The sequence below is a fragment of the Sphingobium fuliginis genome (assembly GCF_004152845.1).
GTDB lineage: Bacteria > Pseudomonadota > Alphaproteobacteria > Sphingomonadales > Sphingomonadaceae > Sphingobium > Sphingobium fuliginis.
This window is the reverse complement of sequence record NZ_SEON01000009.1, coordinates 32415-50084: the sequence shown is the minus strand read 5'-3', so window position 1 is coordinate 50084 and position 17670 is coordinate 32415. Positions and strand designations below refer to the sequence as shown.

21 protein-coding genes are annotated in these 17670 nt (G+C 61.6%); 17 read left to right on the top strand and 4 right to left on the bottom strand.

The features are described from left to right. The first annotated feature begins 25 nt into the window (after nucleotides 1–25). Nucleotides 26–799, top strand: a complete 774-nt coding sequence (locus EWH10_RS18605; protein WP_083199185.1) for a DUF2285 domain-containing protein — start codon at nucleotides 26–28, stop codon at nucleotides 797–799. Between the two features lie 29 nt (nucleotides 800–828). On the opposite strand, the gene EWH10_RS18600 is transcribed toward EWH10_RS18605, so the two are convergent. Beyond that, complete coding sequence (locus EWH10_RS18600) at nucleotides 829–1071, bottom strand: helix-turn-helix transcriptional regulator (protein WP_065847379.1); 243 nt, start codon at nucleotides 1069–1071, stop codon at nucleotides 829–831. Nucleotides 1072–1793: 722 nt separating this feature from the next. Here EWH10_RS18600 and EWH10_RS18590 point away from each other — a divergent pair. Next, nucleotides 1794–2765 (top strand): ArdC family protein, encoded by a 972-nt coding sequence (locus EWH10_RS18590; protein WP_130030162.1) that lies wholly within the window; start codon nucleotides 1794–1796, stop codon nucleotides 2763–2765. Next, nucleotides 2762–3151: a DUF2958 domain-containing protein gene (locus EWH10_RS18585; protein WP_065846837.1), complete on the top strand. Its 390-nt coding sequence runs from the start codon at nucleotides 2762–2764 to the stop codon at nucleotides 3149–3151. Before EWH10_RS18590 ends, EWH10_RS18585 begins: the two co-directional genes overlap by 4 nt. Before the next feature lie 179 nt (nucleotides 3152–3330). Here the strand turns inward: EWH10_RS18585 and EWH10_RS18580 are convergent, their stop codons facing one another. Continuing rightward, nucleotides 3331–3540, bottom strand: coding sequence for a hypothetical protein (locus tag EWH10_RS18580; protein ID WP_065846838.1), 210 nt, complete (start codon nucleotides 3538–3540; stop codon nucleotides 3331–3333). A 385-nt stretch (nucleotides 3541–3925) separates the two neighbouring features. Here EWH10_RS18580 and EWH10_RS18575 point away from each other — a divergent pair, with 385 nt between their 5' ends. The 6 genes from EWH10_RS18575 (at nucleotide 3926) to rlxS (ending at nucleotide 8606) form a co-directional block, all read left to right on the top strand. After that, nucleotides 3926–4225, top strand: a complete 300-nt coding sequence (locus EWH10_RS18575) for a DUF736 domain-containing protein (RefSeq protein WP_065846840.1) — start codon at nucleotides 3926–3928, stop codon at nucleotides 4223–4225. A gap of 99 nt (nucleotides 4226–4324) precedes the next feature. Beyond that, complete coding sequence (locus EWH10_RS18570) at nucleotides 4325–4609, top strand: helix-turn-helix domain-containing protein (protein WP_422917701.1); 285 nt, start codon at nucleotides 4325–4327, stop codon at nucleotides 4607–4609. Beyond that, nucleotides 4606–5187 (top strand): S26 family signal peptidase, encoded by a 582-nt coding sequence (locus tag EWH10_RS18565; protein WP_065846844.1) that lies wholly within the window; start codon nucleotides 4606–4608, stop codon nucleotides 5185–5187. The genes EWH10_RS18570 and EWH10_RS18565 overlap by 4 nt, the downstream gene beginning before the upstream one ends. After that, nucleotides 5175–5786 carry a lytic transglycosylase domain-containing protein gene (locus EWH10_RS18560; protein WP_065846846.1) on the top strand — a complete coding sequence of 204 codons (612 nt, stop codon included), beginning with the start codon at nucleotides 5175–5177 and terminating at the stop codon, nucleotides 5784–5786. The genes EWH10_RS18565 and EWH10_RS18560 overlap by 13 nt, the downstream gene beginning before the upstream one ends. A gap of 220 nt (nucleotides 5787–6006) precedes the next feature. Then, entirely contained in the window at nucleotides 6007–6378 is a 372-nt protein-coding gene (locus EWH10_RS18555; RefSeq protein WP_242495901.1) for a hypothetical protein, read from the top strand. Nucleotides 6379–6575: 197 nt separating this feature from the next. Next, on the top strand, nucleotides 6576–8606 hold the full coding sequence (gene rlxS, locus EWH10_RS18550; RefSeq protein ID WP_170825625.1) for a relaxase/mobilization nuclease RlxS: 2031 nt from the start codon (nucleotides 6576–6578) through the stop codon (nucleotides 8604–8606). Between the two features lie 73 nt (nucleotides 8607–8679). Here rlxS and EWH10_RS22055 read toward each other — a convergent pair whose 3' ends face one another. Together EWH10_RS22055 and EWH10_RS18540 are read right to left on the bottom strand one after the other, a co-directional pair. Continuing rightward, the gene (locus EWH10_RS22055) at nucleotides 8680–10329 is read right to left on the bottom strand and encodes a class I SAM-dependent methyltransferase (protein WP_139111466.1); all 1650 of its coding nucleotides are present in this window, start codon (nucleotides 10327–10329) and stop codon (nucleotides 8680–8682) included. A gap of 68 nt (nucleotides 10330–10397) precedes the next feature. Then, nucleotides 10398–10781, bottom strand: coding sequence for a hypothetical protein (locus EWH10_RS18540; protein WP_065846850.1), 384 nt, complete (start codon nucleotides 10779–10781; stop codon nucleotides 10398–10400). Between the two features lie 150 nt (nucleotides 10782–10931). Here EWH10_RS18540 and EWH10_RS18535 point away from each other — a divergent pair, with 150 nt between their 5' ends. The 8 genes from EWH10_RS18535 (at nucleotide 10932) to EWH10_RS18500 (ending at nucleotide 17639) form a co-directional block, all read left to right on the top strand. Next, complete coding sequence (locus EWH10_RS18535) at nucleotides 10932–11132, top strand: DUF5818 domain-containing protein (RefSeq protein ID WP_065846852.1); 201 nt, start codon at nucleotides 10932–10934, stop codon at nucleotides 11130–11132. Continuing rightward, nucleotides 11129–11317: a DUF6961 family protein gene (locus EWH10_RS22270; RefSeq protein WP_065846855.1), complete on the top strand. Its 189-nt coding sequence runs from the start codon at nucleotides 11129–11131 to the stop codon at nucleotides 11315–11317. The genes EWH10_RS18535 and EWH10_RS22270 overlap by 4 nt, the downstream gene beginning before the upstream one ends. Nucleotides 11318–11759: 442 nt before the next feature. Next, complete coding sequence (locus EWH10_RS22265) at nucleotides 11760–12149, top strand: excalibur calcium-binding domain-containing protein (RefSeq protein ID WP_083199142.1); 390 nt, start codon at nucleotides 11760–11762, stop codon at nucleotides 12147–12149. Next, nucleotides 12131–12745 carry a hypothetical protein gene (locus EWH10_RS18520; protein ID WP_139111467.1) on the top strand — a complete coding sequence of 205 codons (615 nt, stop codon included), beginning with the start codon at nucleotides 12131–12133 and terminating at the stop codon, nucleotides 12743–12745. Before EWH10_RS22265 ends, EWH10_RS18520 begins: the two co-directional genes overlap by 19 nt. Before the next feature lie 437 nt (nucleotides 12746–13182). Next, nucleotides 13183–14565: a hypothetical protein gene (locus EWH10_RS18515; RefSeq protein WP_065846858.1), complete on the top strand. Its 1383-nt coding sequence runs from the start codon at nucleotides 13183–13185 to the stop codon at nucleotides 14563–14565. Next, nucleotides 14558–15403 carry a hypothetical protein gene (locus tag EWH10_RS18510; protein WP_065846860.1) on the top strand — a complete coding sequence of 282 codons (846 nt, stop codon included), beginning with the start codon at nucleotides 14558–14560 and terminating at the stop codon, nucleotides 15401–15403. Before EWH10_RS18515 ends, EWH10_RS18510 begins: the two co-directional genes overlap by 8 nt. 2 nt (nucleotides 15404–15405) lie before the next feature. Then, on the top strand, nucleotides 15406–16722 hold the full coding sequence (locus EWH10_RS18505) for a hypothetical protein (protein WP_065846862.1): 1317 nt from the start codon (nucleotides 15406–15408) through the stop codon (nucleotides 16720–16722). Next, nucleotides 16719–17639, top strand: a complete 921-nt coding sequence (locus EWH10_RS18500) for an OmpA family protein (protein ID WP_065846864.1) — start codon at nucleotides 16719–16721, stop codon at nucleotides 17637–17639. Before EWH10_RS18505 ends, EWH10_RS18500 begins: the two co-directional genes overlap by 4 nt. Nucleotides 17640–17670: the final 31 nt, after the last annotated feature.

The window sequence follows — 17670 nt, the reverse complement described above, 5'->3', positions numbered from 1 at the left end:
GGCGTAACATCGCTGGTGAAGCGCGATGTCCGGGATCGCGACATGTGCCTGGCCTTCCGCCGTCTCTCCTTGCCGCCTGTCTGCCGCCGGTCCTGCCGATCTTGCCTGGGAATGGCTTCGGCGGGATCCGGTTTACCGGCAGCTTTCGCCATGCCGGCAAACGCCTGGGCATCAAGTGATCGTGGCTGCAGCGTCGGATGCGAGCATCGCGCGCTGGGGCTGCCTAAACCTGCCGGACGCCGCTCTTCCCTGGAGCGATACATCCATCTTGTGGAGTGCGGACTGTGATCCATCGGTCCTGAAGGTCATGGCCTTGCCATTGTCGGGATCACGAAGTCCGCCCTTCGACCTTGCCCATTGCGGCGCAAGCGCGCGGATCGTGTGCAGGACAGGCGTCGAGCATGTTCTGCTACGCGATGGCGCTGAAACCCTTAGAATTGATGTCGTTAGCGGGTCGCTTCTCAATGGGCCGGTATCGCTGGTCCATGATTTTGAGGATGGCAGTGGGCTGGAGCCGATGGTCGCCGCGCTGCGGCGCTTCTTTCATTTATGGCGGAACGGCCAGTTGCCGGCACGTCCTGTGCCGGCCAGCCACGGCATGGAAAGACAGGCCCTTGCCCTCCATGTCCATGATGCGCTCGCCGAAGGGGCGAGCATCCGGGATGTCGGGATCTCGATCTTTGGACATGAACGTGTTCGGGACGACTGGGTTGGTGGATCGCTCAAGTCGCAATGTCGACGGCTGATCGCCCTGGCTCGCGACATGGCCGCTGGAGGCTATCTCAAGTTGTTGCGTTGACGAGGTCGCTTGGCTGACCGCCTGCAGCCCTATGCTCGGTCACCGCTTAGCGCTTCAGGTGGCAGATCTTTCATCAGCAAGACGTAGGTTTCGACGCCGAGCTCCTTTGCAATCTCATCGAGCCGATCAATGGTCACGCTGTATTTCTGTCGTTCGAGCGCGCTGATGTAGGTCCGATCAACCTTTGCTGCATCTGCCAGCGCCTCCTGTGACAAACCTCTCGCAGCGCGAAGAACACGCAAATTATGGGCAAGGGTTTTCCGGCTCGACATGAGCCATGTTGAGCCCGGTTGCAGCTAATTGCGCCATGGCGTATGGTCTTCAAATTGATGAGTAAACATCACATTTGGAGTTTTTTGTGCTGCGAAATGTAGCGCCGAGTGGCCAGGTTGTCGCCTATGATAGGCAGAACCTCGCAGTTTATGCAGCCTTGCTTGACGCCGATGCGGCCGGCATCGGATGGGTCGAGGGCGCACGCTCTATACTTGGTCTCGACGACAAGGTTGATAGCATGACCGCGCAAGGGTGCTGGGAAAGCCATCTTGCTCGTGCCCGTTGGATTACGGGGGAAGGGCTAAGTTCTGCCCTTCGGGCTTTTGATCAATCGCCGCAGTCAGCATCTCCCCACGACATCAGCTAAGCGGCGCCTCGCGGAATCGCCGCGACCGCGCTCTACGGCTCACTCCATTCGCCGCCGAGCCCCCTTGGGTCTCGGCCTGACGGTCACGATCACTGACGCTTAGCCATGGTCGCCGCGCTTGGCGCGGCGGTGTTGTTCGTGGCCTCTCCCGTTTCGGCGGGTGTAGGCGGCGCTCCCGGCTAGGCCCGTCGCGACCTGGGGCAACCCCGGCGCTTCGCTTGAGGTGCTCCACTTGCGTTTCGCCCTGACGGTGCCCCCGGCCGCTGGAGCCGGGCCTCTTGGTCGCTCGTGCCGCCCACCCCCGCCTTTGCGGGGAGGCCTTGTGCTTTTTTGGGGTGGCGCAGGAGACAGACCATGTGTGAACCTCTCAGCCGTCGCGCCCGTGAAAAGGGGGCTCGCGAAGATCGTCAGGAAGGCAGTCGGACCAGCCTCTACGACGAGGTGACCGCCCGCATCATCACCGAGTTGGAGGCGGGGCGCCTCCCTTGGGTCCAGCCTTGGGGGAAGGATGGCGCAACCAACCCCTGCCTACCGCGCAATGCGCTGACGGCGCGGCCCTATTCTGGCGTCAACGTGCTGATCCTTTGGGGCGCGGTGATCGAGCATGGCTGGCCCTCGCAAAGCTGGCTCACATTTCGTCAGGCGTTCGAGGCAGGCGGTTGTGTTCGCAAGGGCGAACGCGGGCAGACGGTCGTCTATGCCGACCGCTTTACGCCCGAGGCCGAGAAGGAACGCGCCTCGCGAGAGGGGGACGATCCCCGGGCGGTGCCATTCCTCAAGCGCTTCACGGTCTTCAATGTCGCGCAGTGCGAGGGTCTCCGGGCGGGGCTTGTTGATGACCCCACTCCGCTACCCGAGCGCGAGATCGTGCCGGTTGCCGAGGAAGTGATCGCGGCATCGGGCGTTGAGTTTCGCATCGGCGGCGGCATGGCTTTTTATGCGCCGGACCCAGACTTCGTGCAGGTGCCGCCGCAGCCCGCCTTCTTCGAGCAGGTCAATTATTACCGGACCTGCCTCCATGAACTGACCCATGCGACCGGCCATGCCAAGCGGCTGGGGCGTGATTTGCGCAACGAGTTTGGCAGCAAGGACTATGCCCGTGAGGAGCTGATCGCGGAAATGGGATCGGCCTTCCTGTGCGCCGCGCTCGGTATCCAGCCGACCATTCGCCATGCCGACTATATCGGCGTTTGGCTGGCCGTTCTGCGCGAGGACAATCGGGCGATCTTTCGTGCCGCCAGCGCTGCGAGCAAGGCGGCGGACTGGCTGCTCGCCCGGCATCGCGAAGCACTGGCGGCGCGTGAAGAAGGGAGACTGGCCGCATGATCGATCTTCCCCACGAACTGCGCTTTGCACTGCGTGCAAACGACGTTTCGCGTCGGGCCTGCGAAGCCAAGGGCGACCGGTTCGATTCACCGCCCGTCATCAAGCTGTTCAATCCAATTGGGGCCGCGACTTGGCTCGCGACTGAACTGGCAGAGGATGGCGACGCCCTGTTCGGTCTTGCCGACCTTGGCTTTGGTTGCCCGGAGATGGGTTATTTCAGCTTGTCGGAGCTTTCCGCCATCCGCCTGCCCTATGGCCTTTTCATTGAGCGCGACACGGGTTTCAAAAGCGAGTTGTTTCTCTCGGAATGGGCCAATTGGTCGCGCCGCGCGGGGTCCATTCTCTGGGCTGAAACCTTGTTACGTCGTGCCGCCCAATCCGGCTGAGAGAAACCTAAACGCGGGACTGCCTGCGAAGTGGATGCGGGCAGTGAGGAAGCCCTCGTACGACGGCTACGAGGCGTGCGAGCGGGGAAACCCGCTCGCTTCCTTGCCTGAAAATCCGGGCGCGCGCCGCCGCCGTTCCGGGCGTCGGCGCGGTTCAGTCGAGCATCGAAACGCAGCGATCAGCGTTTCCGGATGACGATCTTGATACCGCCGCAGAGTGAACAAGCGTCTTTTTGCCGCTCAAACCCTCCTGTGCCGGCGAGCTCGCGCGTCTTGTGGTTCGCATGCTGTCGGACCGAAAGGCCAAGTCGCTCGCTGATGCAGTCGTCGCAAATCGGGTCGGGCGACAGCCGTTCAATTAACCCGCGAACCTGATCCAATACTGTCATTGCCACCCCCTTTGTTGAGCCGTCTAGCTCATGTCAGCAGAGCGGCCAATCAAGCAGGCGGGGTATTCGAATTTGCTGCGATGCGACGTTCTCACCATCACTATGACTGTACCGAATCGTCCGCCTACACCCCAGTTTCTGCTGGTGATGTTGCCCCAGCGGCTCCGATTGATCGCGGTCTGCCGCAAGCCTTCCTTTGCCGTGCAACGGCTTCGCCAAGTTTCTTCCCCGGCGCGGTGCCCGCGCCTTCCTCGCGAGACAAGAAGCTTGGCTCGGGCCATCCTCCGCTTCGCTCCGGCCTAAAGATGCACGTCGAAAGACTTGCAGCCTGACAACCGCATCGAGGCCGCATGGGGCGGCATCGAACCATTGAATGGAGGTTAATATGGCACAAATCGGCAGCTTCATCCGCGGCGAGAACGGCATCTACACAGGCGAAATCCGTACCCTGACCCTGCGCGTCAAGGCCACCATCCGGCCCGTCGAGCGTGAGAATGACAAGGCGCCCGACCATCGCGTGAATGCCGGCGGCGTCGAGTTCGGGGCGGGTTGGACCAAGGCCGCACGCGAGACCGGGGCCGAATATCTGAGCCTCAAGCTCGACGATCCGTCCTTCCCAGCGCCGATCTATGCAACCCTGACCCAAGGAGACGAAGGCGAGCACAAGCTCATCTGGTCCCGCTGATCCGGCGGCCCCGCGTCAATTGGCGCGGGGCCTATCCGGCTGGGGTGTCGAATTTCACATCCTCGTTTCCGACACTCTTCACCGGGTGTCGGCCCTTGCATGCCTGGTGTCGCGGCCCGCGCTTCTGCGGCCGCCTCGTATCGGGATGACGGGCACATGGACGACGATGAAATCCAGCGAGCCAACCGCGCCAAGCGGGGCTCTCCCTTCCTCAATACCGACCAGGCCGCGGCCTATCTGAAGATATCGGCCCGCACGTTGAAGCGGCTTCGGCGCGCGGGAAAGGGGCCGGTATTTCGTCGTCATAGCCGCTTCGTCCAATATCATATCGACGACCTGGAGAACTGGTCGAGTGACCATGCCGGCCGGGAATTTGAACGATGAACCGGCGTCGAACCAGCGTGGGCGAGGCACCGCTTCTTGCCTGGGGCGAGGCCTTGCGGGCACAATCTGTACGGCGAGGGCGGCTCGGTCGCGGTATCGCTGCCACAGGCATCGGTGCGCTCATCATGCTGGCATCGGTAGCGCTGCCGCCTACGCCGCGCCTGGTCTGGAATGTCAGCGCCAGTGCACCGATCGGCCTCTATTGGGTCCGGCCCGGTGCCGAGATTGACCCTGGCGACATGGTGATCGCGCGGCTTCCCCGGGGCGTCCGGCAGATAGCTGCACAGCGCCGTTATCTGCCGATGAACGTGCCTCTGGTGAAGCGTGTGGTGGCTGTCGCCGGCGATGAGGTCTGCGCATTTGGGAGCGAAATCTTCCTCAATCGGCGACGGATCGCGACGCGCAGCACGCGCGACGGCGCGGGGCGCATCATGCCGCGCTGGTCGGGCTGCATCCGCCTGCGCGGGCGGCAGCTTTTCCTTTTGATGGATGCGTCGGCATCTTTCGACGGTCGCTATTTTGGCGTCACAGAGGGAGGCCTGGTGCTCGGCAAGGCGCAACAGTTGTGGGCACGCTGAGGCTGATGTTGGCGATTGGAGGACTGTTCTTTGCAGAGCCGGCAACCGCCCAGACCGTTGCCCAATGGCGGCCATTCATCAGTGAGGCATCGAGCCGATTCGGCGTACCCCTCGCGTGGATCGAGCGGGTCATGCAAGCCGAGAGTAGAGGCCGGACACATCTCGCCGGGCGCCCGATCCGCTCGTCGGCCGGTGCCATGGGGCTTATGCAACTGATGCCTGGCACATGGATCGAGATGCGCGCACGTCTCGGGCTTGGGGATGATCCAGATGATCCCCGCGACAATATCCTGGCAGGGACTTGCTACCTGCGGTTGATGTATGATCGCTTCGGCTATCCCGGGCTTTTCGCAGCCTATAATGCGGGCCCTGGACGCTATGTCGAGCACCTCACTGGGCGCCGACCGCTACCAACAGAGACTGTCGGCTACATAGCGAGCGTTGCGTATTCGGCGCCGATTTCGACCGGTATCGCCGCCCGGCCAAGGCCGCCACTGTCGATCTTTGTCGTGCGCAAGGATGGTGGCGCGGCCCAATTGGATGGGCAGGCGGCCCCGCCTTCATCGCCGCTTTTTATTGCCTTGTCGCAGGAGAAATGAGGTGATGATGCGCTCAACCGAGAGGAAGGAAGCTCGTCTCGACAGACCCAGCATGACGGGTGGCGAAGCGGCTATCAAGGCCCGTGGGTGCCCCCCAATTTTCTGCGAAAATCGGTTCCCCCCACGTCCGCTTCGCGGCGCTACGCTCCGCTCCGCGGCCCTGACAGCCCCTCCGCCACCCGTCTCCCAGACGCCGTTCTCGATAGTGAGGACGGTAGCATTGGAGATCAGCATGGGCATGGTTCAGGGCATCGGAACGGCGTCAAATCGTATATCGGACACGCTGGTTGCCGGACTGGAATTGGAGTTTGGACGCGGTGTCGGGGAGGCCTTGGTGCGCCGTTTCCTGGATGCCGAGGAGGTCGATTTTCACTGGGATGCAAGGGCCCTGGAGCGCTGGATCGGCGCCTATCAGAGCGCCGACGACGAGGATTTTGAACTCGACCGGATAGCGATCTGCGGGCAGCTGAATGGGGAATGGTTCTGCGCCACCATGCTCGTGGATGGCGATGCGCAGGCCCATGGGATGACTGGATGTCGCCAGTACGGGTCGAAAATGCAGGCGCGCAAGGCGATGTCCGATGCGCACTGACGCACCGGAAATTTGCGGAGAGAGGCGACGGCGCAAGGCGTTCGTCTCTCCCCTTTTTTTGAGCCGGGATGGAAGCAGAGGGAGAAGAAAGGGGAAACAAGATAAAGGCAGTGTCTCGCGAGCCCTGCCAAGCCTTTGTCTGCACATCCTTTTTTCACGAGACAAGCAATCGCGACCGCGAGACAGTCAGGGCAAGAATGGCGAAAATCAGCCATCTTCTCCCCGAAATCGCGAGACTGGGGTATGTTGTAATGCCTGACGATGATTTCACCCCCAGGCTCGGCAGCCAGCGCGGTAAAGATGGCAAGAAGGTCGTCAAATATGGCGGGCGCATCCTTGCCGCCTCGCGTCTTGCGGGCATCAAGACTGGAGCGAAAGGCGGACAACGCTCGCGGCGGTTCGACGGCAGTCGGATAGGGCGCGGCGCGAGCATGGGGCGATTGCTGTCGAGCCGCGACCGGCTCGCGGGCTTTCGCGGGCGCCGTGCCGTGGTGAAGGCGAGCCTGATCCGCTTGGCTGGCAAGGGCGGCCAGGCCGCCCGCGCGCACATGCGCTACATTCAGCGCGACGGGGTGACGCGCGAGGGCTTGCCGGGCGAACTTTACGGCCCGGAAACCGACCGTGCAGATGGCGGCGATTTCCTGAAGCGGACCGCCGGCGACCGCCATCAGTTTCGCTTCATCGTCTCCGCCGAAGACGGCGCGGAATATCCCGATCTCAAGCCCTATGTCCGGCGACTGATGACCCAGGTCGAGCAGGACCTCGGCACGAAGCTCGATTGGGTCGCGGTCGACCACTTCAACACCGAACGTCCGCATACCCACATCGTGCTGCGCGGGGTCGATGATCAGGGCGACAATCTGGTCATCGCGCGGGAGTATATTTCGCACGGGCTTAGAGAGCGCGCGTCCGAGCTTGTGACGCTCGACCTCGGCCCTCGTACCGACCATGAGATCGAGGCGCGCCTGCGCCATGATGTCGACCAGGAACGGCTGACCGCGATCGACCGCCGGCTGGTCCGCCGCATGGACGCCGACCGAACGGTGTCACCGGCAGACAACGATTCCTTCCAGCAGTCGGTCGCGGCCGGACGGCTGCGCAAGCTCAAGGCGATGGGCCTGGCCGACGATGTTGGTGGCGGACGCTACAGGCTCGCCGACGGGCTGGAGGACACGCTTCGCCAAATGGGTGAGCGCGGCGACATCATCCGCCTCATGCAGCGTGAACTGACCGCCCGCAGGCTTGACCGTGCCGGCGTCGAGCAGGTCGTGGCAAATGACCTTCGAGAACCGATCGTCGGCCGGGTGATTCAGCGTGGCTTTTCCGATGAGCATCGCGATCGACATTACCTCATGGTCGACGGAGTCGATGGCCGGGTCCATTATGTCGATATCGGCCGAGGGGATGCCACGCCATCGGTTCCCGAAGGATCGACGGTACGGGTCGCGCCGTCGCGGATCGAGGCGACCCAGGCTGATCGCACCGTCGATGCGGTCGCTCGCGCCAATGGTGGGCGCTACTCGATCGACCTGCACTTGGCCCACGATCCGGGCGCCACCGAGGCGTTTGCAACCAGTCATGTCCGGCGGCTCGAGGCGATGCGGCGCGCGGGCACTGGGCCCCAGCGCCTGGCGGATGGAAGCTGGACGATCACCGATGACCATCTTGCTCGCGCCGATGCTTATGCGAGAGCCCAGCAGCGCGACCGGCCAGTCACGCTGGAGTTCCTGTCGCGGTCCCCGGTCGACGAACTGACAGGCAAGGAATCGCCGACCTGGCTCGATCGGGAGCTTGCCGAGGGTGGTCATGGCACCGTGCGCGATGTGGGATATGGGCGGGAGGTACGGACCGCGCTCGCGGCGCGGCGGCAGTGGCTGATCGAGCAGCAATTGGCGGACGGCGAGCAGTCCGGGTTCCGATATCGGGACGGTGCGCTGGACGCGCTGCGCCAGCGTGAATTGCAGCACACCGGCGAGCGGCTCGGCGACGATATCGGGAAACGGTTTGAACCGGCCCAGATCGGCGAGCGGATCGAGGGAAAGATCGCCCGGCGCATTGATCTGGAAAGTGGGAGTTTCGCTGTTGTTGAGCGATCACGGGACTTCACGTTGGTGCCGTGGCGCGACGTGCTCGAACGAAACATCGGCAAAGCCGCTTCGGGCATCATGCGTACGGATGGGATCAGTTGGCAATTCGGGCGCGGTAGAGCGGGGCCGACCATCTCCTAAAGCATGAGGATGTACTCCTCAGCAACATGTCAGGTCTCTTCTGGTCAATTCGCCAAAGGCATTGAGGCAGCAATCAGGCCGACCAATGCCATTCCGGCACGCGCTGTTCCTGCAAGAGCCTCAGGCGCCGCCAATCAAAGGCAGTGAAAATGTCGCCCAGATCCTCCCCTTGGAGGACAGGCAGTGCGGCTGCTGCTTCGCGCAGGAATCGGTGGCGCAGGGCCGCATCGTCGAGGTAGGCATCATGCCACCATGTGATAATCCGCTCGCGGCTCTCCGCGAACATGGCAGCAGAGGGTAACCGATCGCGCTTTTCGTGGCGGTTTATCCGAGAATCGCAGGGCGCAAGATTCCAAAGATCGCCACATGGCCATGCCGACCAAGGCAGGCAGTGATCCACATCCAATTTGGCTTCGCTCAGTCTCCGGGCGGTCCAGACACAGGATAGCCCCGGCCCTCCAGCCACGAGCTTCTGCGCCGCAAACCGAGCGGTTGTCGTGCTGCGCACGGGTTCGCGCCATTCGAGTGCAGCCTCGGCACTGCCGGCTGGGACCGCGAACCCGATATGATCAGCATATCGGCGAATGAGCCTTGCCCATTCCGTCACGAGCATCGGCTCGATCCATGGGCCGAAGCGAGAAAGCGCACGCCACATATTGCCAGGGACGGTGAGGGTTCCCCATGATCGCAGTTGATCAACACCAAGTTCCAGACCCTGCTGGCGCCCGTATCGCCCACGCTGCACAGCGAAGACAGGCTGCTCTGAATTGGGAAAGCGCGTAAAATGGGCGGGCATTGCAGTGATGGTGCGCGCTGTCTCGGTAATCGCTGCCGCGATCGCACCGCCGCGCTCTGCGTCAAAGACCGAGCCCACACGCAGGTCGGAAGCATCCGTGCCATCAGCGAGAAGCGCCCGGAACCCCGCTTTGGCAAAGCTCAACCCGTCAGGACCGCTGTTGCGCGGAGCCTGGGGCATGCCCAGGCGAATCAGAGGCAAATAGAGGCGAACCCAGGTCAGTGCCACGAGGCCGAGAGGAAGGTCGACAGCATCATCCAGTTCCCGCGACGGCGTGGCGGCCGCTGGCGTCTGCTCTGCGATCCGGGCCACTGCCCGCAATAGGCCGAGCTTGTAGGTTGATGACTTTTCGTCGCCCAGCACAATGCCGCGGATCAGAGGCAGCGCACTGGTGCCATCATCAGGCAGACGCAGACAGACAGTGGTCCAGCTGACGCCTTCGCGTCCTTGTAGATCGTGAGACGCATGGACCTTGAGGATCTCCATGCCATAGGTTCGTGCCAGGCCTTCGATCTCGCCACTCGAGGTAGAGAACATCGGCCGGTCTTCAGGCGCCGGCCCGGACCGTAAAGTGAGGACCATAACGCCACCCGCACGGAGCAGGGTAACCAATTTTCGAAAGGCGCGCGCCCGGTCTGTTGGCACGACATGCTGCCAAACGGCTGACAGCACGATCAGATCGAACGCCAAGCCGAGCCGATGCACCTGGTCCAGACTGGGCAGCTGGTCGTCGAGCCAACGAATGTCTGGGCTATGACGCGCGCGGCCCTCCAGGCGAAATCCGTCAGCAGGCTCTACAGCGACGACATCATATCCCTGCGCCTTCAGCCAGGCAGCATCTCGTCCAGATCCGGCCCCTACATCGAGCGCCAATCCCTTTTTGGGCAACAGGCCATGGGCCTGCACAAAGGCAGCGCCGCCAGGCAACGCCTCATATCGCGCAGCCAGATCTGCCGCTGCCGCATCATAAGCTGCGATCGTGCGGGCGTAAGAGGTCAGTGCAGGTCACCCATGAAGCGGGCCCGGTGCCGCGCGACATATTCAGGCCGGGGCCGGAATTTAGGATTGGTAGGCAAGTGAATAGGCATGCCGGAAGGCGGGAAGAGGCGGCTGAGCTCGGACGGCACCTTATTATGCGACACGAACTGGCTGATCCGCGCATAATAGAGGCCAGGTGCGGCCGGGTCGGCGTCAATTCGGTCGACATGACCTGCTGCGACATAGGCTTTGCGACCACCACCTGATCCCGTCTCGCGGTAAATGATCCAGTCGCCGATACAGGCTTGCGCGGCCCGCAGGTAAATGCGTGGGAAGTGATAACGCTCAGCAATGAGATCGTCATAGCGCGACGCCCCGCTGATCTCGAAGACACCCTTCACAGTCTCATTGCCCGCACCTCATTCCAAAGCGAACTACAATGCAGCCCAGCCAAATGCCAGCCCTAGTCCGGTTGCTTATGGCAGTTGAGCACAGGGAATGGTCATAGTGATATGGACCTCCGGCGCCGAACAGGATTATGATCACGCTCGATGCCACGGGGAAGCGAACATGATCTGACTGGGATCCTGCTCGAAAACGGATTCTACCCCATCCTGCGTATGCCAGGCGGTGGCGAATGGCGGTTAGACATCACCAAGCGCCACGAACATCTTTTCGGCACACGCGTGAGGGTTGTCGGCGTCCGCGATGGCTTCGATTTGCTCGCCGTGCAGAAAATCGAACCCGCATGACGCGAGACGAAGAGCTTTGGGGCATGGCCCTTATGATGCTGCGGCAGCATAGCGATAAAGCGCCATCCGAAGTCGCCGGCCGGATCGCGAGATTGGCACATCATGGCGAGGATGGTGGCGTTGCCCTATGGCAGGCGGTGGCTCATCGGCTCGATGATCTGATCGCGGGCCGGCATGCTGCCTGACTTCGTATAGCCACCATCATGTTACCGGGCGGCGCCACTGCTGCATGAAAGCCGTACAAGGCAGCAATCTCTTTCCCAAGATGAAAGACCTGCATCTTCGATCCAAGCCTGTTTGACTTATTGTCAACTTTGCTGTCGATTGATCTTGCTATGGGGAGGGGGACGAGATGCATCGACGCGCGTTTTTGGCTGGCATTTTTGCGCTAGCAATCACTGGACTTGAAAGCGATGGCGAAGCCAAGCGCCGCAGTCGCAAGGCCCGGCACCGGACCCGCAGCGGCGCGTCCACGCCTTTATTTGGCCGCGGCACGACAGATGATGGCGAATGCCCATGTAACGGCGGCAAAGTCTGCGTCGGTCCAAGAGGAGGACGTTATTGCATCACGCGCAGTGGCAACAAGCGATACGGCGTATAAAGGATTGCGTGGCATAGGGCAGATCCATGCGGGGAAAGAAAAATGACAACCTGATCGGTTTCATCGCCATTGGTGCCTTTCTGTTTGCGCTCGGCCGATGTTCCGCAGAAGGCCCTAAGCCCGTCACTGACCCCGCCCCCGTAGCGTTGATGTCATCCGATGCTGTTGCTTCTCAAGGCAACTCTTCGGATACGCCTGTCGAGGCACCGCCCGAGCCCGCACCCGAGCAGGCAGCTTTAGTCTCAAGCAGGGCCTTGGAAGAACTAGGGTCGCGCAATGAGGGACCAAGCTGTGGAAGCAAGCATTTATGCCGCCAAATGAACAGCTGCGAGGAAGCCTATCATTATCTCAACGAGTGCGGGGTTGGTCGGTTGGATGGTGATGGCGATGGAGTGCCTTGCGAGAGCATCTGCTGAGCGGTCGGCGCTCTCATATTAAATTGGATCTGACGACTATGCCATCATTTGCAATGATCGCCGCGGTTGCTCTGCTCGCTGCTATGCAGGACAGCACCGCACGAGTAGATTCAAACCTTACGCCATATTGGTCAGGTGATGAGGGCTGGCGCGTTTTCGCCTATCCCGACGAGGAGATGTGCGACCTGGGATTTCCAACGGCTTCCGGCGAATATGTCACCATTGGGTATAAGCCGCGCATCGGCACCAGCGTCATGATCACCAACAAGCACGCCACATCGCTACGGGCGGGCGAGGTGAAGTCGCTGGTGCTTGTCTTTGGCAGAGAACCTGGACGGCCTTTTACCAGCAAACATGTGATGCCCTTCGAGGTCCATGAGGTGGATGCACAGCGTATTCTCAGCGCATCCCCCACTTACAAAGATTTCCTGGCCGATTTTGCCAGGTCCGGCTTCATGGCGGTGCTGACTCCGCAGGGCGCACTGGTCTCCGCTATCGAACTCGATGGCTCGTCGCGCGCAGCAGAACAGTTGCGAGCTTGTGCTTATGTGGCGGCAGAACTGGATCCGCAGGATCCATTCTTACCGAAGCCATGACGCTGCATTAGTCATCCAGCAGATGCCATCCGTGCTCGGCTGGTGATCCAAGCTTCGGCATGAATTTTGGCCCTTAATCACGACCCATGAGACGTTCAGGCGCGAATTTTAGCTACCCAGATTGCCGACCGTTCGGTTTGTGGCGGCTGTCGACCAAAAAATGCCCTTCACCCGGTAAGCCGTCAACGGCAGCTCCTGCTGGAAGCTGCTGATCTCGAAATTCAAGAAGAGCATTTTAACTGGATTCAAGCAAGCAGAGCCTAGTCGGTGTAAGGAAAGGATCAACTCAATCATCTGAGAGACGAGGCGAGATCGCGTCAATACGAAACCCTGCCTGCCGACCATTCAACTATCAAAATTACATGAGCCCGACAAATGTCGCTTGGAATCCCGTCGTTTCCCCGGCTAGTGGTCAAGTCATGGGGGCATGGTCTAAAATGCGTGGATTTTTCGATCGGGGTGAGCAGTTGCGCGCGCCGATGGATGACCCGTTCATTCAGTTGGATAGGGACGTACTGTCAAGCGAACTACGCCTACGCGAGCGTGGTAAAGAACAAGGAGCGCTCGAACTTCCCGACACGTCGATGCAGGCGCCCGATGTTGTCGAGGCTGAAGTCGAGGCGAGAATCCGCGATCATTTTAAGCGGGCTCAGATCGATGCCGCCAACAGTATCCGTACGTACGATTCCCGCCTGAGCGGGCTAGCGCTAATCGCCAACCTCAGTTCGATCAGGACCCAAGCGAGCATCGCGGTGGGCGAGTTCAAGACCGAAGTCGTAAATCGACGTGGGAAGCTGACCCCGAGCCGGGATGCGATTCGGGACAGCTACGAGGAATTGCGTGATTTCCGCAAGGATAACAGGTTACGGCGTCCTGCCCATGACGTGCCCCCGACTAGCGCGACCGTCGGCTCGATGATGGTCTTCTGGCTGCTAGAGACGATCGCCAACTCCATGTTCCTCCGGCTTGGCGACAGCATGGGGTGGCTGGGCGGCGTGATCGCGGCCGCCGTAGTCGGCGCGATTAACGTGGGCTTCGCCGCCTTCGTAGGACGACAGGTCTGGCCGAAGATAAACCATCGCGAGGCTGGCGTGCGGATGCTGGGTTGGATCGGCAGTGCCGCCTGGCTCGTCCTGACCGTCGGTTGGAACCTGATGGCGGGTCACTATCGTGATGCGAAGTCGCTCGGTGTGGCCAATCCGGAGGCAGCGGCGCTCGGCATGCTCGGTTCCGGGCTGGAGAGCATCTATTCCTACGGTCTCCTTCTGGCTGGGCTTATATTCGCGTTCGGGGCCGCGATCGCCGCCTACAAAATGGATGATCCATATCCTGGCTATGGCCCCGTCTGGCGCCGTCATGCCAAGCGCTGCGAGGATTATGTCGCAGACGTGAAGGCGGCGACCGATGAACTGCTGGACATTCGTGACGACGCCATAGGGGAGGCGACAGATATCCGTATGGAGCTAAGTCGACAGTTGACCCAGCGCCAACAGATCATGTCGGCGCGCGACGCGTTCCGCCGCCGCTATGAGGAATACGCTGAACAGCTCGAATCCACCGCGAACGCGCTGCTGCAAGAATATCGGGCCGCGAACCGGGCCGCCCGCTCGACTGTGGCTCCGTCTCGCTTCAACCAACCCTGGAAGTTGTCGCACGAGCCGCTGCCGATCGCCCCGGGAGAGGACATCCCTCGTTCTGCGATCGACGCCGCCGAGCAGGACCTTGAGGCAACCGTGTCCCAGATCTCAAGTGCCTTTGACGATGCGATTGATAGCTTCGAGCCGCTGGACGAACTGAAGAGAAGGATAGCAGATGGCTAGGGATCGCAATCGCGGTCGTTCGCGCGACCGTCGTGGCTCCGCCGCCGCGCAGCGGGCTTCGTCCGAAAACCGCAAGGCGTCCATGAAGATTGCGTTGGTCGTGGCCGTCGTGCTTTTGGTTGGTGGAATCTATTTCTGGGCGGCGTCATCACGTCGGACGCTTGACGATCAGCTCTGTCCTACGACGCCGGACAGCATCACCGTGCTGTTGGTTGATGTCACCGATCCCATGAACATGGCGCAGCGTCAGGATTTCGAGAATCAGCTCACAAAGCTGAAGAACTCGATACCCCGCTACGGCAAGCTGGTCGTCGCGAAGGTCGATGCGACAGCGGACAGGTTACTCGCTCCGGTGATTACGCGATGTAATCCGGGGACGGCGGATGACGTCAGTTCGGCGACCGGTGATCCTGCGTCGGTCCAGAAACAATGGGACGAGGGCTTCGACGTCCCTCTGACCGCAGCCTTCACGCGTCTCGGCGGCGCGACAGGTGCAAACCAATCACCGATCCTGGAGAGCATCCAGTCGGTGGCGCTGACCGAACTCCAGAAGCCGGGGCAGGAGACGCTGCCGAAGCGTTTGATCGTGGCATCCGACCTTCTTCAGAACACGGCCGACGTGACCTTCTATCGTGGGCTTCCTGAACCCAAGTCCTTTACCGATGGTGCCGTTTTCAGACGCATACGGACCGATCTCCGCGGCGTCGAGGTGGAACTCTGGATGCTGGAGCGGTCGGACGCTGCCACGACGCAGCCGCGTTCGCTGGCCGATCTTTGGGAGCGCATCATAGGAGCCGAGGGTGGCGATGTGCGACGTATCTACAATGTGAGTGGGTGACGATGAACGAGGGGGCAGAATTTCAGCGGGATGTACTCGAGGATCGGAGCTGGATCGATAGGTGGGGCTTCCTGCTGTTCGCCTTCGGCGGCGGTGCCGCGATTCTCGTTGCCAAGTCGATCGGGTTAGCCGCTATTCCAGTGGCAGCGTTCGCGGCAGCGGCTATGGTCGCGTACGCCTACATCGTGCAAGCGTCGGGTACCGGGAAGCTGCGTGCCGATCAGGCTGGCGACAACTGCTACTATCTTGGACTGATCTACACGCTGATCAGCCTGGCCTATGCCATCTTCTTTTTCGACCCCGCCACGACGGCCACCACCGTCGTGCAAGGGTTCGGGATCGCGCTCGCCACGACGATCATGGGTCTGGTGCTTCGCGTCTTCTTCAATCAGACTCGGGTTGATCTGGTGCAGACCGAAGACACTGCGCGCATCGAGCTTGCCGACGCGGCGGGCCGGCTGAAGTCCGAGCTCCAGGCAATCACGGTCAGCATGAGCGACTACGGTCGGGAAACCCGGCAGGCGCTGGAGGAACTGCGTGGCCAGGTGGTTGAAGCGCTTGGTGCCGTGCAGGGGGATGCCGCCAAGTCGATGAGCGAAACCGCTGCGACGGCAAGCGAAGCGATCAGGTCCGTTGCAACGTCGGCCACGGATGCGCTGTCGACCATGTCCACGGCGGCGACGGCGACCGTCACGCAGCAGGCGAACGAGGCGGTGGCACGGTCACGGCGTCTTTCAACGGCCACCGATAAGGTCATCACTGGAATTGAGAAACACTCCGAGGCGATGTCCGGAATCGAGCGTTCGACCAAGGCCATCGGGGCGAGCTTGATCACCTTGGAAGGTGTGGCGGAAAGCACGCAGAAGAATCTGGGCGAACTGTCTGCTCGCACAGAGGAACTGGCTGGCACCCAGACGTCATTGGTCCAGGCCGGAGGTGATCTCCGACAGGCTGTCGCGGACATGGCCGCGCAGGTGAAAAGTTTCGACGAGACGGCGACCCGCTTCGACACCAACGTCAACATGCGCCTTGAGGAGGTCAAAGGGGTACCGGCGAACACCGCCAAGCGGACCGCCGAGGCATTCGCGAAGGCGGCCGAGGCGATGGAGGAGCAGTTCGCCACCATCGCCCGCGCGCAGGAGAATTTCGTCGAGGATCTCTCGCGGCGCGCCGAGGAAAGCGCTGCGATGCTCGACCGGCACAACGCCGCGCTGGAGCAGGATTTGGGTCGCTCCCGTGAGAACGTCGGCAAGGTCCACACCGCACTCGTCGAGATGACGGGTTCGCTGGTCAACCGTGTTCAGGCCACTGAAGCGTGAGCGATCCGCAGCTCGATCTAAGGCAGGATAAGTCCTATCGCCGCGGACTGGTCTTGGGCCTCACCATGGCCGAGATCATGATCCTTCTGCTCTTTGTCCTGCTCATGGCATTGGCCGCAGCGCTCCAAAATCGCGACGAGCGTATTCAAGCGCTGGATAGCGGCGGAGCGTCCCGGCTCGTGGAAGAGCTCCAACGCGCATACCCCCAGGCGAAGAATTCTGAAGAATACTTCAAGGAACTGACGCGTGCGATCGAAGCCCGCCGTCAGATTGAGGCAGCTGGTGCCAAGGACGGAGCCGAGAACCTGATGGCCGATGCGGAAGTTGGGCGACAGGTGCGCGAGGCTGCCGCCGCCAGCGGGGTGAAAGATTCCGAGAAGTTCGTGAAGGAGATCGTCGCCGCTTCATCTAAGGGTCGAAAGGGGCAGTGGCCGCCGTTTTTCAGCCTGAGCGAGGCGGGTGGCTACTTCTTCGACAGCGGCAAGGCAACACTACGTCCGGAGTTTGACCGGAACCTGCGAGGGGAGGTCATTCCCATGTTAGCTAAGAGCGTGGTCGACTACGATGTCGATGTGGTCGAGGTGATCGGCCATACCGATGAGGTGCCGATGTCCGGGAACAGCAATCTGGATTCCTCCCTCATCGCTGCCTCTGTCGGACGCTCTCCGATCTCCGGGCTGCGTTCCACCGACAACGCGGGTCTAGCCATGGCGCGTGCCGTGGCAGTAGTCCATGTGCTGCGGTCTGATCCGCGCCTGCGAAACGTGGCGATCCTACCGCTTTCGGGTGCGCAGATGATCGTGCCAGTCGATCGGGTGGCTGACGGTTCGGCACGAGGTGACGATCAGCGTCGGCGGCGCATCGAGATTCGGATGCGACGTTCGACGCAACAAGCCTCGCCGTCGATTCGCCGCTGATGGACCAGCTCGATCAGAATCTCACCGCGCT